This is a genomic window from Fontimonas sp. SYSU GA230001, assembly GCF_040066175.1.
Classification (GTDB): Bacteria; Pseudomonadota; Gammaproteobacteria; order Nevskiales; family Nevskiaceae; genus Solimonas.
Map to the genome: position 1 here is coordinate 108,660 of NZ_JBEAAM010000013.1, position 15,550 is coordinate 124,209.

Genomic DNA, 15,550 nt, shown 5'->3' on the forward strand with positions numbered 1-15,550 from the left:
GGACGGCGCCGCAAGGCGCCGTTTGCGTTTGCGCGCCGGCTCAAGTCGCCACGGTCGTCAACTCAGCCCAGCGCAGTGCCGGATCCTCGATCAGCGGCAGATACAGCGCGGCGCGCAGCGGCCGTTCCGACGCAGAACCACGATACAGCGCCGCCAGCGCCTGCACGTAAGCCTCAAGCTGCGGGCGGTACCGCTCGATCTCCTGGCGCACGAAGCTGGCCGCGTCACCGCCTTCGTGTGTGCTGGTCTTGAAATCGACGATCCAGCGCACGCCATGCTCATCGACGAAACAGCGATCGATGACCAGGCGACGCACGCGCTCGCGTTCGGACACGCTCAGCGCCAGTTCGCTGTAAGACTCGGCGTGCTCGCGGCGCAGCAGCCAGCGTCCGCGCGCATCGCCGAGCGTGCTGCGCAGAGCGGCCAGCACCCGGTCGCATGCGGCCGCGAGCTGCGCCGCACGCACGCCTTCGCGGCGCAGATCCTGCTCGATGCCCGCAGCGAGTTCGTCACAGCGCGCCGGCGGCCAGTGCTCAACGCCGTCCCCGGCAATGAACTGCACCCAGCGGTGAAAGACGATGCCGACACAACGTGCGGTCTCGCCGGCCCAGTCGAACTGCGGCGCGGCCGCACGATCGCCGACGGCCGCCTGCGCGAGCGGCACCGCGGCCTGCAGCACCGGCGCGGTCCAGCCCACCCGGCGCCGCAGCGGCGGTGCCAGAACGTCCGCGGCCGGCATCTCCGCCGCGGCAGCCTGCGCGGTGCCCGGCGACACCTCGGCCGTCGTGGCGGCGGCCTCGAACTGCGCCGCGACGGCGGGCCACAGCCGCGCCAGCAGACTGCGCCCCGGGGGCGTCGCCACCTTACCCTTGGCGTCACGTCCGACCGCAGCCAGCAGATGCAGTTGCTGGCGCGCGCGCGTGGCGGCGACATACAGCAGCCGTCCATCCTCGTGGCACTGCTTGTCCGCGTCGAGCGCGCGCACGTAGTCGTAGCTGGCGTCGCGCTCGTCGCCGGTGGCGTGCACCGGCGCCAGCACGAGCCGTTCCTGCCCATCGACGTCGCTGAGCTGCGCCCAGGCGATCAACGGCGCGCCATCGCTGCGCGTTCCGCGCGCCAGGCCGGGCACGATCACGGTGTCGAACTCCAGCCCCTTGGACTTGTGGATGGTCATCACGCTGACGCGGCCGTCGGCACCCGGATCGGGCGCCGCCCGCAGCTGCGCGAGCGCCAGATCGAGGCGCGCGAAGTCGTCGAGCATCGCGCCCGGCGCGACCTGCTGCAGGCAGTCGAAGTACGCCGCCGCATCGGCCAATGCCGAGGGTTCGCGTGCGCAAGCCGGCCCACCCAGCGCCAGCCATGCCGACTCGACCCAGCGCCGCAGCGGGCGCCGCCCCTGCACCGCCAGCGCCGCCTCGATCGCGTCCAGGACCGGCGCCAGCCGCTGCCGGCCCTCCGCACTCAGGCGTTGGCGCCGCGCCGGATCACGCAGCGCCGACAGCAGGCTCAGCTGACGCGGCAGGTCCGCGCACAGCACGTACAGGTCGGCCAGCGTCAATCCGCACCAGGGTGCGCGCAGCACCGCGAGCCACGCACTGCGATCCTGCGGATGCAGCAGTGCCCAGGTCAGCGCACGCAGATCGCCGATCACCGGCCGCTCGGCCAGGCTCTCAATGTCCACCGCGCGGCAGGCGATGCCGGCGTCGCGCAGCACCGGCACGATATCGAGCAGATGTCCGCGGCTGCGCACCAGGATGGCGATCGTGCCTTGCGGATCACGCGCGCGCGCCGCGAGCACCAGCTCGCGCACGCGCAGCGCCTCGGCGCGGGCATCCGCCCCGACCAGGGCGTGCACGCCGACGGCGGGCGCCGTGCCCGCGGCACGAACCGCCTGTGCCGGGCTGTAGGGCACCGCGCCGCGATTGGGATCCGCGACCGGCGGCAGCACCTGCGCGAACGCAGCGTTGACCCACTCGACGATGCCGGGCTGCGAGCGGAAATTGCAGCGCAGGCGCAGGGGCTCCAGCGACAGACCGCCGATGCCATCGCGCCAGGCGCGCAGGAACAGCCCCACCTCGGCTTCGCGGAAGCGGTAGATGCTCTGCATCGGATCGCCGACCAGGAACAGGCTGCGCCCATCGCCCGGCATCCAGCCCGCGGTCAGCCGCAGCAGCAGCTCCCATTGCACGCTGGACGTGTCCTGAAACTCGTCGATCAACAGGTGACGGACGCGGTAGTCGAGCTTGAGCGCCAGATCGCTGGGCCGTTCGGGATCGCCCAGTGCGGTGATCGCCTGCGCGGCGACTTCAGCGAAATCCACCTCGCCGCGGGCGGCGAACACGACGCGTAGCTGCGCCGCCGCGAGGCGCAGCGTATCGAGCAGCGCCTGCAGAACGTCCCATTGCGCGTCCTCGTACCGGGGTGCCGGCAAGGTGTGGAGGGCGAGCAGCGCCGAGCGGGCGCCCGGCAGCCCGGCCAGCGCGTCGATCAGCTGCAGATGCGCGTCGCGCGCAGGGCCGAGTTGGGCTTTCTCCGCCTTGGTCTGGCCCGCGGGAAATCCCTGCTTGGCATTGACCGTGCGCCGCCAGTCGGGGGGATCGCCCTGGGTGAACACCAGTTCGAGCAGCGCGCGCCAGCGCGGCAGATCGTCGGGCACTGCCGATGGCCAGCGGCCATCGCGCAGCAGGTGCAGGGGCAGGTCGGGTTCCTCGGCCTGGCGCTGCGCGGAGGCATGGCGCGCCGACTCCAGCCAGGCCGCACGCAGCGCCTCTGGAACGACGGCAGTGGCCCGCTGCAGCGCGTCCTCGACGATCCACTGCAGCGTGCGCTCCAGCACCTCGCGTGGCCGGGCGCTGCGGCCCTCGCGCGTGGCCAGCACCAGCCACTGCTCGCGCTTGCCCAGCAGATCGACGAGCTGCTGCTCCAGCACCGCGGTGCGGTTGTCGAAGTGACGCAGCACGCGCGCGACCGCCCGCGCCGCCGACCCCTCGTGCTCCAGCATCGCCAGCGTCGCGCGTGCGGCCTCGCGATACAGCGGTTCGGCCTGCTCGGTGATCTGGACGCGCCCGCCGACCCCGGCGGTCAAGGGGGCCTGCTGCACGATCTGCGCGCACAGTGCATCGATCGTCAGCACGCGCAGGCGCTGCGGATTGTCTTCCAGCCGCCAGCCGCGGGCGCGCGAACGCGCCAGCGCCGCGCGCGCCAGCGACCAGGTCGTGGCCTTGTGCGCGTCCTGCGGCGGAGTCTCGTCGAGCGCGCCACGCACGGCCGTGAACACGCGCTGACGCATCTCCGCCGCAGCCTTGCGCGTGAAGGTCATCGCCACGACCTCCTCGGGTTCATCGACGGTGCCGAGCAGCACGAGCAGGCGCTGGGTCAGCAGCTCGGTCTTGCCCGAGCCTGCAGGCGCCTGGACGATGAAGCTGCGCGCGGGATCGAGCGCCGCGGCACGCTCACCGGCATCGACCACCGGATCGGGCGCCGGGCTCATGCGTCCACTCCCGCTTCGTCGTCGAACTCGGCCGCGGCGACGTGCTCGCGGATCCGGCACACGGCGTGCAGATGGCAGTCGCGGCAGGACTGGCGCGGGTGCTTGGGCGTCACGCTGGCCAGTCCGCGCCGCACCTCGCCGGTCAAGGTCTCGAGCTGCCCGCGCCAGCGTCCCATCAGGCCGTCCCAGCTGGTCGCATCGCGGGTTTCCTTGACGTCGGCGTAGTCGCGCACGCCGGGCGCGAGATCGGCCTGCGCACCCAGGCCGTCGAAGCCGACGCTCCCGGCGCGCAAACGCGCATAGGCCAGGCCGGCGACATCCGGCCGCGTCAGCGCGTACAGCAGCAGCTGTGGCTCGTCCGGGCGACCATCGCGCCACGGCGCAGGCCGGCGCGCAGCGGTCTTGTAGTCGATGACCAGCCGGCTGCCGTCGGCGAGCCGGTCGATGCGATCCGGGCGCAACTGCAGCTGCATGCCACCGAAGCTCACTCGCTCCTGCTGTCCGCGCAGCGCCGACGGCGGGCTGCCCTCCAGCAGTTCGACGACGAAAGCCGGCCGCTCGCGTTCTCGTTCCATCCATTCGCCGACGAGCGCGCGCAGACGTTCGACCTCCAGGCGCCGCAGCGCCGGCGTGAACCGCTGCGGGTTGGCGGTCGCCAGCGCGTCCAGCTCGGCGGTCACGGCTTCGTCGATGCGCAGCCGCAGTCCGGCATCGTCGAGCGCGAGCAGCGCGGCCTGGGTGTGCAACGCCCGCCAGAGACGTTCGAGCACGCGATGCACCAGCAGGCCGCGATCGAAATGATTGGGGCCATAGCCCGGCTGTTCGAGCGGCTGCGCACCGAGCCGATGCGTCGCGAACGCGCGGAACGGACAGCGCGCCTGGTCGCCGAGCAGGCGCGCGCCGCCCGGCACCGGCACCTCGTCATCTGGTGGCGGCGCGTGGTCGTCGGCGCGCTGCTCGTCGTGGCCGGTGGCCTGCACCGCACGCCAGGCCGGAGCGATCGGATCGACCGGATGCAGGCGCGCCGACCGCGCTTCCGCCGCGATCAGCGGGCTCGGCGACAGCTCGCGGTCTTCCTCGCGTGCCGCCCAGCTGAACACGACTTCGGCGGCCGCCTCGCGCCAGCGCGCCGTCATGCGCTCGGCCCAGGCCAGATCCTGCGCGGACGAGGCATGCGGCAGCTCGAAGCGGCGCTGCAGCTCATGCGGGATGAAGGGATTGGCCGGGCGCCGTGACGGCCAGCGCTCGTCGTCCAGCCCCAGGACCCACAACGCATCGAAGTCGAGCCCCTCGGCCTCCAGCGCGCCGAGCACCTGGATGTTCACCGGCGGCGTCTGTGGCTGGAACACGCGCTGCCGGGCCAGCTGTTCGAGCTGCACCAGCGCGCCGGATGCCCCGATCCGTCCACTGACGCGGCCCAGTCCGGCCAGCTCGCGCAGCAGGCCGCGCCAGGCCTCGAGCGCCTGGAACTCGGCGCTGTCGGGCGTGCGCGGTCCCGGCCAGCCGGCGGCGTCGAGCCAGTGACCGAAACGCTCGGCCCAGTCGCCGGGCTCGGCCGCACCGAGCGTGCGCAGCCGCAACAGCTGCTCGAAGCGTGCACGACCGGCCGGCTGCGGCAGCGACCGGGCCAGGCCGGCCAACAGCGGCAGATCGACCTGCAGATGGCCGCGCTCGCGCAGCACGCGATCGAGGTCGGCACGGGCCAGGATCTCGTCAGGGCCGGCGCCCCAGTACGGATTGCACAGCAAGGCGCCCGCCTGCGCGAGATCGATCGGACCGACGCACAGCCGCAGCAGCGTCAGCGCGCACTGCACGACGCCGACGCCGGCCAGCGGTTCACCCAGGCTCAGGTTGTACGGCCGTTCGCCGGCAGTCGGCGGCAACGCATCGACCGAGGCGCACAATGCCTGGTCGAACACGCGCAGCACGTCGGCACGCCGCGCCTGCAGGTCCGGAACGATCACGCCGATGCGCGAGCGCGGCTCTGCCCGTGCCCGCTCGCGCACCCAGTCCGCGGCCAGCCGCAGCTCCTGCTCGGCATCCGCGGCGATGCGCGCACTGATGTTCGCCGTCTGCCGTGGCGCCCGCAGCCGGTACAGCTGCGATCCAGCCGCGCGCAGCGCGGCAATCAGCGCCTGCAGCCACGGCGCGCAGCGATCATGGCCGGCGAGGACGAGACGCGCCGGTGCCGGCAGCCGTCGCGCCGCCAGGGCCTCGATCAGCGCACGCCGCTGCACACCACGATCGACGCGCTGCAGGCGCTCGCAGCGCCTCGCGTAGGCCTGCGCCCAGAGGTTGAAACGCTCGACGTCGGCATTCACCGCGGGCAAGGGCCTGCGCAGGTCGTGATCCTCGCACAGACGCCAGGCCTCGGCAGCCAGCGTCGCCGCGTCGGCTTCGCGCAGCAGCGGCAGTTCGCTGCACGACTCTGCGACGATCAGGCGCCAGATCAGCGCCGATTCGGTTTCGGTCAGGACGTCCGCGACGGGCGCCCGGTGCGTCTGCAACCGCAGGCGCTGCTGCTCGCCCAGTTCGAACAGCCAGGACTCCGCAGTGCGCATGAGCGGTGTCGGCCAGGCCGTCGCACCCCGCGCCAGCTGCCAGCGCGCATAGGCGTCCTGGAGATGCTGCGCCAGCCGCGCGCTCGCGCACAGCACGACCGGCGCGTCCGGTGCAGCCGGTCCTGCCGCGGACAGCAGCTCGAACAGCGCCTCGCGCTCCAGCTCGGACAAGTCGGTGATCTCCATGGCGGCATTGTGCCCGCCGCCAGGCTCAGAATCCGAGCCCTCGTCGGTCCGGCCGGATCGACGGAGCCAGCCACGCTCCGCGCTACCGCAGCGGCGACCCGGCGCCCTCGACCCGGTGCCGCTCCGCCGGCGGCGGATCGACGACCGTCTCGATGATGTAGCGCGGCCGTGCCTTGACTTCGCTGTAGATGCGGCCGATGTACTCGCCCATCACCCCCAGGCACAGCAGCTGCACGCCACCGAGCAGGTACATCGGCAGCGCGGTCGAGGCCCAGCCGGGCACGGCGCGGCCGGTGAACAACGCGACGTACAGAATCCATGCGCTGGCCGCCAGCGCGAAAACGAAGACGACGAAACCGAGCGCGGTGATCATGCGCAGCGGAAAGTTCGAGAACGAGGTCAGTCCGTTCAGTGCAAAGCTGATCATCTTGCGCAGCGGGTACTTGGACTCGCCGGCGTGACGGTCGGCGCGGTCGTAGTACACGCAGGCCGAACTGAACCCGAGCATCGGCACGATGCCGCGCAGGAACAGGTTGACCTCGCGGAAGTCGCGCAGATGATCCAGCGCGCGGCGGCTGAGCAGGCGGTAGTCGGCGTGGTCGCTGACCAGCTTCACACCGAGCGCGTTCATCACTCGGTAGAAGCCGCGCGCCGTCGAACGCTTGAACAGGCTGTCGAGATCGCGACGCCGGCGCACGCCGTACACCACGTCGGCCCCTTCGATGAACCGATCGACCATCTCGCCGATCGCGTTGACATCGTCCTGCAGATCTGCGTCGAGCGAGATCACGGCATCGCCCGCGGCGGTGAACAGACCGGCCAGCAGCGCGTTCTGATGGCCGTGATTGCGGGCGAGCTTGATGCCGGACACCCACGGGTTGCTGCGGCACGCGGCATCGATCAGCGCCCAGGTGCGGTCACGGCTGCCGTCGTCCACCAGGACCATGCGGCTGCGCTCGTCGATCTTGCCCGCGGCGCGCAGGCCCTCGAGCACGGCCGAGACACGCCGGATCGTCTCCGGCAGCACGGCCTCCTCGTTGTAGCAGGGCATGACGATCGACAACTGGATCGGCGGCTTGACGGGCATGTTCATCTCGCCGCGGACGCGCGGAACGTCCACAGCTGGCTCCCCAGGAAGTTCCAGAACAACACGCAGACCGTCGCCAGCACCTGCGCGATCAGATAATGCCAAGAATACAGCTCCGTGCCGACATACATGATGAGGGCGTTGAGCAGCAGGCCGCAGCCGGAGACGACGGCAAAGCGCGCCAGTGCGATCCGGTGCGCCTGGGTGCTGCGGAAGGTGTAGCGGTGATTGAGGGCGTAGTTCGCCAGCGCGCTGAGCAGGTAGGCCAGTACCGAGCTGATCACCGGCGCGATCCCGAGCAGTTCGGTACCGATCACGAGCAGGACATACATCAGCACCGTGGCGAAACCGCCGACCACGACGAAGCGGGCGAAGCGCATCGGCCATGTAGAGCGGCTGGCGGATCGATCCCGGCTCATGTCTGCAGTTCGTGGACGCCCGGCGCCGTCGGCCGCGGCCTTGGCAAATGATAACGCGTAAACTGCGCGGCTTCGTGTCTCCACAACGCTGACAGCCATGAATACCGTGGCGTTCGTGAGCCTGTATGGCTCGGTCTTTCTGCTGCTCGCCGGTTTCATCGCCCGGCGCACCGTCCCGTCGGCCGCTGCCGTGCCGGACCGGATGGCGGCGCCACGGCTGATCGCCTGGCTCGCGCTCGGCGTGCTGCTGCGCCTGCCGCTGCTCTGGGCCAGCGGCTTCCACTACGACACGGGCACCTACAAGGCCTGGGCGCTGACCGCCTCCGATCCGGCCGATCCGCTGAATCTGTACAAGGAAGGCTACTTCGCCGACTACCCGCCGTTCTACATGTACGTACTCGCGGCGCTGGGCACGATCGCGCGCGTTCTCGACTGGGGCGGATCGGCGCACTTCACGGCCCTGATCAAGCTGCCGGCGCTGCTGTGCGACATCGGCGTGTCGCTGATGCTGCTGCGCGTGCTGCGCGAGCAGCTGGGCGATGCACGCGGCTGGGGACTGGCCAGCCTGTACTGGCTCAACCCGGCGATGATCTTCACCGGCGCGCTGTGGGGGCAGACCGAGGCGCTGCTGTGCCTGCTGATCGTGCTCGGCTGGCGCGCCTGGCGGGCGCAGCATATCGCGCTGGCCGCGCTGGTCTTCGCGATCGCCCTCGCCTTCAAGCCGCAGGGCGCGCTGTACGCCGGCATCTTCGGCATCGCGCTGCTGATCAGCGGTTCGCTGCGACAGGTCGGCACGGCACTGGCGGTCGGCGGGGCGACCTTCGCGCTGATCGTCCTGCCGTTCGCGTGGTCGCGCGCCTGGGACTGGCTGCCGTCGCTGTACCTGAGCACCGCCGAGACCTACAACTACATGACGGTCAACGCCTACAACCTGTGGGCGCTGCTCGGCTGGAACTGGAAGAAGGACGCCGGCATGGCCTTCGGCCTGCCGATGCAGATCTGGGCGCTGATCGATGCCGCCGTCGCCATCCTCGCCGCGGCGATCCACCTCGGCCTGCGCCTGCGTCGCACGACCGAACCCGAGGCACGCGGCGCGCTGATGGCCTGGGCCTTCGTGCTCGCGACGGTCGCGTTCTTCATGCTCGCTCCGCGCATGCACGAGCGCTACATCCTGATGCTGCTGCCGATGCTGCTGCTGCTCGATCCGGCGCGCGTGCGCCTGCCGCTGATCCTGGCCTGGACCTGCGCCAGCCTCGCCAACCTCGCCTACGTCTATTACCACTACATCGACCTGAAGCAGATCGCGCCGGCGGACACGCCTTTCATCCGCGTCAGCTCGGCGATCAACGTCGCCGTGTCGCTGCTGACCCTGCTCTACTGGCAGCTGCCCGACTGGCCCGACCGGGTCGCCGCACGCCTGCCGCGCCTGCGCCTGCCGGCATGGGATCCGGCACCGACGCCTGCCGTGTTGCCGCGCTGGACCCTGCAGCAGAGCCTGGTCGTCGCCGGCTTCGTGCTCGCGGCGCTGGCGGTCGGGCTGTACCGCGTCGGCACGACGAACTACCCCATCCACGGGCTCAAGACGGACGGCTTTTCCGTCGAATACCGCTACGAGCGGCCGGTCGTGGCGAGCAAGGCGCTGATCTATGCGGGCGAGAGCAGCACCAGGCTGCGCCTCGAACAGCTCGTCGCCGACCAATGGGTGGAACTGATTCCCGAACGCGAACTGGCCGATTTCTACAAGCTGCACGAAATCGATCTGGACAAGGCCGCGCCGAGCACACGCTACCGCTGGCACGCGACCGGCAAGAACTGGCGCGTCAACGAACTGGGCTTGCTCGACGGCGACGGCCGCGCCCTGGTACCCGAGACGCTCGATCACCCCGGACTGAGCGACGAACAAGCGCGCGCACTGATCGACGAGCCCGCCACCTGGCTGGCCCGGCGCGGCTACATGGCCAGCCCGTACTTCGACGAGATCTACCACGGGCGCACCGCCTACGAATTCCTGCACCGGCTGCCGATCTACGAAACCACCCATCCGCCGCTCGGCAAATGGCTGATCTCGGCCGGCATCGACATGCTGGGCATGACGCCCTTCGGCTGGCGCTTCGTCGGCGTGCTGGCTTCGGCACTGACGGTCGGCGTGCTCGCCTGGGCCGGCTGGCTGTTCAACGGCACGCTGCGCGGCATGCTGCTGACCGGCGGCCTGGGTCTGTTCGAGTTCTCGCGCTTCACGATCGGCCGCTATGCGACCATCGACGCGATCCTCGGCCTGTTCATCCTGCTCGGCGTGCTGTTCCTGTGGCAGGCGTTCGGCCTGCGGCGTCTTGCCGACTGGCGCGACGGCTGGCGCCCGAGCGCACCGCTGCTCGCCGCCGGCGCCAGCCTCGGCGCCGCGATCGCGGTCAAATGGAGCGCGCTCTACGCCGGCATCGGCGTCCTGCTGTTCTTCGTGTCCAGCACCGGCAGCGGCCTCGTGCGCGACGGCCTGCGCCACTGGCGTCCCACCGCATCGCGCACGCTGGGTGCGGCACTGGCCTTCGCCGCCGTTCCGGCGCTGATCTACTACCTCAGCTACATCCCCTTCCTGCGCTGCCTGGATCATGCACCGTCGCTGTTCAGTGCCGAAGGGTTCTGGCAAGTCGTCAAGTCGCAGCGCGACATCTACAACTACCACTCGCAGCTGACCAGCACGCATCCGTTCTCGTCACCGTTCTGGTCCTGGCCGCTCGACCTCAAGCCGCTGTGGATCTATACCGGTGAGGGCGAGCCGCGCTCGGTGATCTCCATCCTCGGCAATCCGCTGATCTGGTGGGGCACGAGCCTGCTGGTCTGCGCCGTACTGTGGCGCAACCTGCGCGCCGTGCGCAGCGCCGACGCACTGCTGGTCGGCAGCTGGGCCAGCCTCTACCTGCCCTGGGCCCTGATCGATCGCGCGATCTTCAACTACCACTACTATCCCGCAGTGCTGGTGCTGATCCCGCTGCTCGGCAACTACCTGCTCGGCCTGGGAAGGCACCCGCGCCTGCGCTGGCTGCCCATCGGCTGCCTCATCACCGCCGGACTGCTGTTCGCGTGGTTCTACCCGACGATTTCCGGACAGCCCGCGCCCAAGGCCTGGTTCGCGTCGCTGCGCTGGCTGCCGACGTGGTGGATGCTGTAGCGTCAGCGTTCCGCCGGATCGGGTACACGGACCCACTCCATGTACAGCGGCTTGCTGTCTGCCCAGATCGGCCCGGTCATGCGCAGGACGGCGCGTCGTCGTGTGTCGATCCAGTACTTGCGCTCGAAGTGCCCCGGCCGTCCTGTGGTTTCAACGCATTCGGTAATCAGCAGGGCCGGGCCTTCATAGGCCAACCCTCGGTAGTACACTTCTTGCCGGTCGCAGTTCCAGGCGATTTGCTCGATCCATGCGTCATAGCCCTTGCGGCGCCCCCACATCACCGCAGGCGCTCCCGGGAACATGAACTCCTTGCCCTGCTGAAGGAAATCCCGCAACGCCCCCGACCGCACCGTGGTCAGGAACTCGACATCGTTGGCAAAACCGGATGTCCAGTTGACATAGGGGGCGTCGATCCCGATCGACACGCCGTCCCCCCCGACCCAGACGTCGGGAGCACGGCTTCCGCCCCGCTCGGCGAGAATGAACGCGGCCTCGCGGCGGTCTGGAAGACGCATGTAGAGCAGCGCATACTCCATGCCCCGGAGGTGGATCAACCTGCCCCTCATTTCGTCTGAAATGCCGTCGACCAAGGATTCTCGGACCGCCTGACCGACGGGTGCGACTGGATTGTAGATGCAGCCCGAGACCAGAAGCGCGGCGCCCAGCGCGCACCACGCGGGCTGACGCCACTTCGACTTACCGAGCATTGTCGATGGCACTGGCTGAGTAACTACCGAAGATCGGGTACAGAGACCGACCGTCGCTGGCCCTGGCACCGCCGTCACGCGACAAGAACCGGTATGTGGTCGAAAAGCTGTTGTTGTTCAGCTTTCGGGGACCGACTTCCAGAGGGATCGAGAAAAAGAATCCCTTGTCGAACGAACCCTCGCCGAACTCCTTCGCCGACACATTGGTCTTGGTCGCAAAGACGCCGAAACGCGCCCCATTTCTGAACTCCCGGGCCACTTCCAGGGTTCCTCCGAGATCCTTCGCCAGATAACGTCCCGCGCTGAGATTCACCGTGACGCCCTGCCATGGCGTCGCATAGTAGAACGTGAGGAATCCGGTGGCGACTTCGTAGTCCAGGAAATCGAAGCGTTGGTCATAGGCTCTTTTCTTGACGTAGTTGCCATTCAGGGAAACGGCGAATCGCGAAGAAAATGGCCGGTACAGGATCTCTCCGGCGACGCCGCCGTACATCTCCTCGAAGATACCTGCCGACAGTCGGCCATACCATTCCTGCGCGATCGGAAAAATGAAATCGGCCGACATCTGCTCCAGATACACGTCCCCACTCTGGGACTGGTACAACTCGAGATCGCTGCGTACCGGCGGCAACGATCCGCTGCGAACCGGGCTGACTTGATCCAACTCCGAATAGACATTGACGGCAATGGAGGTCGTGAAGCTCAGGCTTCGAACCAGCTGGAGGGAGAAATATGGCCTGAGCAGGACTTGTCCGAGGATGAATCCCTGCGGCCCTCCGATGTTGGCGCGATACGCGGGATTGATGCCCGCGGTCCAGGTCGGATAGTCCAGCAGATCGGGGAAGCTGGCGCGATCCATCGCCCAGCCCTGCCCCGGCTCGGCGATGGCCAAGTAGGCGTATTCGTCTTCGCCAACCTCGCCCCGGGCATCCGCTTCGACCAAGGGATATGGTGTCTCGACGCGCACGGCCTCGACGCCCGCCGCCACCGTAGCCACCTTGACCGAGCGGACATCGACGCCCATGTTGCCCGCGACGATTCTGGACACGAACTGCTGGATGTACAGCGGGTCCTTGGAGGTGAAGCTGGTCTGCCAGACCGTGACGGTGCGTGATGCCTCGTCCCAGTCGATGGCATGCACGGCGAATCCCCGATACTGCAAGGATCGGTAAATCTGCTCGAGGTTTCTTGCCAGCTCGTCCGACAGCACCGGACGGTAGGCGGGGTGGCGCAACGATGCGAGTTCCGGCAACGGCGCACGTGCAGCGGCGTCGATCTGGTTGGTCCCGGCCGTGGGCGAAATCCCCAGGGAGAATGCAATGGTATCGCCTCGCAGATAAGAAAGGCCCACCTTGGCGTCCGGACCGAAGACGTAGGCGACGCCATAGTTCACTCGCGATGGCGCCGAGACCGGGCGCTTGGCCGGTTCGTGCGAATAGTCGTTGCCTTCCACTTCAACGATGAAAGACCAGTCGCTGAGGAACCCCGGGTTCCAGACCAAGCTTCCGAACAGCGCGGTATCCTCGCCGCGAAACCAGGCCTTGTAGGCCAGCCGGCCGGTATTCTCCAGTCCCGATGCAATGCGCCGGCGCGTGCGGAAAGAATCACTCACTCCGATCAGCGGATTGCGAAAATCGCCCGCGGAACCCAGACGCCCCCAGCCGAGTCCCAGCGTGGCATAGACATCGAAGATGCGCTGCGACGCAACCAGATACTCACTGGCAAACAGCCCGGTACCGCCGATATCGATGATGCCGGCCGCAACGGCGGGAAAGGCACCGCCGCCTTCGACCAGCCGCAATGACAGGTCGAAAGCCTTGTCCTTGTAGGACTGCCCGGTCGTGCTGCTCGCATAGCGCCTGTCCGTGATGTCCGTGTAGCGCGCGCCGAAGTTCAGCCAGCTGAATGGCTGCAAGCTCACATACAGTGTGTTGTAGGGCAACGCCGAGGAGATCCCGAACGCGAAAGTGCCCTCGGGCTCAGCAAACGCCGACGGGGTCTGCAGCGCACCGGGGTACCCGATTTGGCTGACCCAATCGGGCTCGGCCCGAACCATGCCGACGCATACGAGGCCGGCCGCCCCGAGAAGCCATCGCCAAGCGGCCCTCATTCCTACTCTCCCGCCCGTCCCGGCGCGGCAAGGCAATGGCGGTCCTGCGCATCCACGATCAGCAGCGAGCCCGGCGGAACAGGCGTCGGTTCGTAACTCCAGAAATTGAGCCGGAGCGCTTGCGCGCGGCCGTCCGGGAACACGATGAGGTCATCACCCGAGAACACGCGCCCACCGATACCGATCGATCGCGTGTAATCCTCTGCGAGCCCCCCGGGGCGATACTCGACTCGTGCGACGACGCCTTGACCGTGCTGCACGTAGACGAAGCCAAGCGTGCGCGGGACCAGCAGGATATCGCCGTCGATCAGTTCGATCGGGATATCCTTCTGACCACGCCAACGTGCAAAATCCTTGGGCAGCGGCACCCGCCTCAGTGAACCTTCGATCAGCCGCTTGCGAATGGCAATGCGTAGAGAAGAATCCACCGCGATGTCTTCGATGACCGCAAGTGTCTGTAACACATCCGCGCCCAAACAGTCCTTGCCACTGGCCGCGACAGCAGCGACAACGCGCTGCTCGCGCAGCAACACGGCCCCCAGGAGATAGGCGGACTGCGCCAGCCCGCCAGCACTGGCAAGCGCTGCCGAAAAACCCAGATAGCGTTCGATCGACAGTGCAATCGAACCCGGGCTTGCCACCGCGCCCCAGATCTGGATGGCGCCTAGACCGGCCTCGCCGGCCGATTCCTGCTGGGCGCGCGCCGCAAAACCCTGCGCAGCGCAGGGGAACACGGCGCCCCACAACAGAGCGCCGGCGGTAACGACACCGAGCGTCGCGATCATCGAACGACGTTTCATGATCTCGTCCGTCTAACCAGAAATTCGTCACCCGCGAAGGGTCCCAAAAATAAAGGCTGGCTCCGAAACAAGGAGCCAGCCCGTACGGCATCAGACCCGAAGCTTAAGTGCCCGTCGTCGGCGGATTACAGGTGGTGCACGGCGGCGCGGTTGGTCCCGGCGGCGTTGGCGTCGGAGTTACGGGCGTCGGAGTCGGTACCAGCGTCGGGATCGGCGTCGGCGTACTCGGCACCGCACTCGGTGTGGGCGTCGGCGTGCTCGGCACCGCACTCGGTGTGGGCGTCGGTGTGCCCGGCACCGCAGTCGGGGTCGGCGTCGGTGTGCCCGGCACCGCAGTCGGGGTAGGCGTCGGTGTGCCCGGCACCGCAGTCGGGGTAGGCGTCGGCGTGCCCGGCACCGCAGTCGGGGTCGGCGTCGGCACCAAGGTCTCACGGGGCAAACCGCTTCCGACGGCGTCGTCCACGAGATTCGCACCAATGACGGTCAGTCCGAGCGCCAATGCGACAAGTCCGGTGATCTGCAGCGCCGACAAGCCGGCGAATCCTGCCACCTCGACGCCCAGGCCAGCCAGTAGCGCGGCGCCCGACTCGGTCACGACGTAGTTGCCGTTGGCCAGCTTTTGCATCAGTCCTTGACGGACTGCCTGCTCGAGCGACTTGCCCATCTTCTGGGCCACCTTTGCAGCATCTGCAGGACTCAGCTGCCCCGCCGGCGCAGGCGCCTGAGCAAGCACTGTGGCCGAGTACATGGATACAGCAGCTTGACCACTCAAGAACGCAGCGGCCACGAGGGCAACGACGAACTGCCTTTTCATCCCTATCCCCTGTTTGTTCGACTCATAGGCGCCGCAAGTCCGCAGCGGGCGGCGCAGAACTCAGCTGCAGGCTATTCGAGTATACCAGACTCATGGTGCGTGGCCAGTGTCAGCCTCTTCCAATGACACATGAGCCTGAAGGGGGTGCGTGATTCCAACGTGAAGTGAGCCTGAAAGGCCGGCGGGGCGGCGGGATCATCGGAGGATGAT

Annotated in this window: 9 protein-coding genes; 1 reads left to right on the forward strand and 8 read right to left on the reverse strand. The window is 68.4% G+C overall.

All coding sequences use genetic code 11. From position 1 onward, the window contains the following. Positions 1–40 precede the first annotated feature (40 nt). The 4 genes from AAG565_RS08550 to AAG565_RS08565 all read right to left on the reverse strand — a co-directional run bounded on the left by AAG565_RS08550 (position 41) and on the right by AAG565_RS08565 (position 7,743). Entirely contained in the window at positions 41–3,490 is a 3,450-nt protein-coding gene (locus AAG565_RS08550) for a UvrD-helicase domain-containing protein (protein ID WP_348819157.1), read from the reverse strand. Then, a complete protein-coding gene (locus AAG565_RS08555; RefSeq protein WP_348819158.1) occupies positions 3,487–6,237 on the reverse strand; it encodes a PD-(D/E)XK nuclease family protein in 2,751 nt (916 codons plus the stop codon). Before AAG565_RS08555 ends, AAG565_RS08550 begins: the two co-directional genes overlap by 4 nt. An 82-nt stretch (positions 6,238–6,319) precedes the next feature. Then, on the reverse strand, positions 6,320–7,324 hold the full coding sequence (locus tag AAG565_RS08560; protein ID WP_348819167.1) for a glycosyltransferase family 2 protein: 1,005 nt from the start codon (positions 7,322–7,324) through the stop codon (positions 6,320–6,322). Between the two features lie 2 nt (positions 7,325–7,326). Beyond that, a complete protein-coding gene (locus tag AAG565_RS08565; RefSeq protein ID WP_348819159.1) occupies positions 7,327–7,743 on the reverse strand; it encodes a GtrA family protein in 417 nt (138 codons plus the stop codon). 97 nt (positions 7,744–7,840) lie between these two features. On the opposite strand from AAG565_RS08565, the gene AAG565_RS08570 reads away from it, so the two are divergent. After that, positions 7,841–10,909 (forward strand): phospholipid carrier-dependent glycosyltransferase, encoded by a 3,069-nt coding sequence (locus tag AAG565_RS08570; protein WP_348819160.1) that lies wholly within the window; start codon positions 7,841–7,843, stop codon positions 10,907–10,909. 2 nt (positions 10,910–10,911) lie between these two features. On the opposite strand, the gene AAG565_RS08575 is transcribed toward AAG565_RS08570, so the two are convergent. The 4 genes from AAG565_RS08575 to AAG565_RS08590 all read right to left on the reverse strand — a co-directional run bounded on the left by AAG565_RS08575 (position 10,912) and on the right by AAG565_RS08590 (position 15,190). Further along, a complete protein-coding gene (locus AAG565_RS08575; protein WP_348819161.1) occupies positions 10,912–11,616 on the reverse strand; it encodes a hypothetical protein in 705 nt (234 codons plus the stop codon). After that, complete coding sequence (locus AAG565_RS08580; protein WP_348819162.1) at positions 11,606–13,726, reverse strand: YjbH domain-containing protein; 2,121 nt, start codon at positions 13,724–13,726, stop codon at positions 11,606–11,608. Before AAG565_RS08580 ends, AAG565_RS08575 begins: the two co-directional genes overlap by 11 nt. Positions 13,727–13,728: 2 nt before the next feature. After that, positions 13,729–14,526, reverse strand: coding sequence for a hypothetical protein (locus tag AAG565_RS08585; protein WP_348819163.1), 798 nt, complete (start codon positions 14,524–14,526; stop codon positions 13,729–13,731). 103 nt (positions 14,527–14,629) lie between these two features. Continuing rightward, positions 14,630–15,190: a hypothetical protein gene (locus tag AAG565_RS08590; protein ID WP_348819164.1), complete on the reverse strand. Its 561-nt coding sequence runs from the start codon at positions 15,188–15,190 to the stop codon at positions 14,630–14,632. Positions 15,191–15,550: the final 360 nt, after the last annotated feature.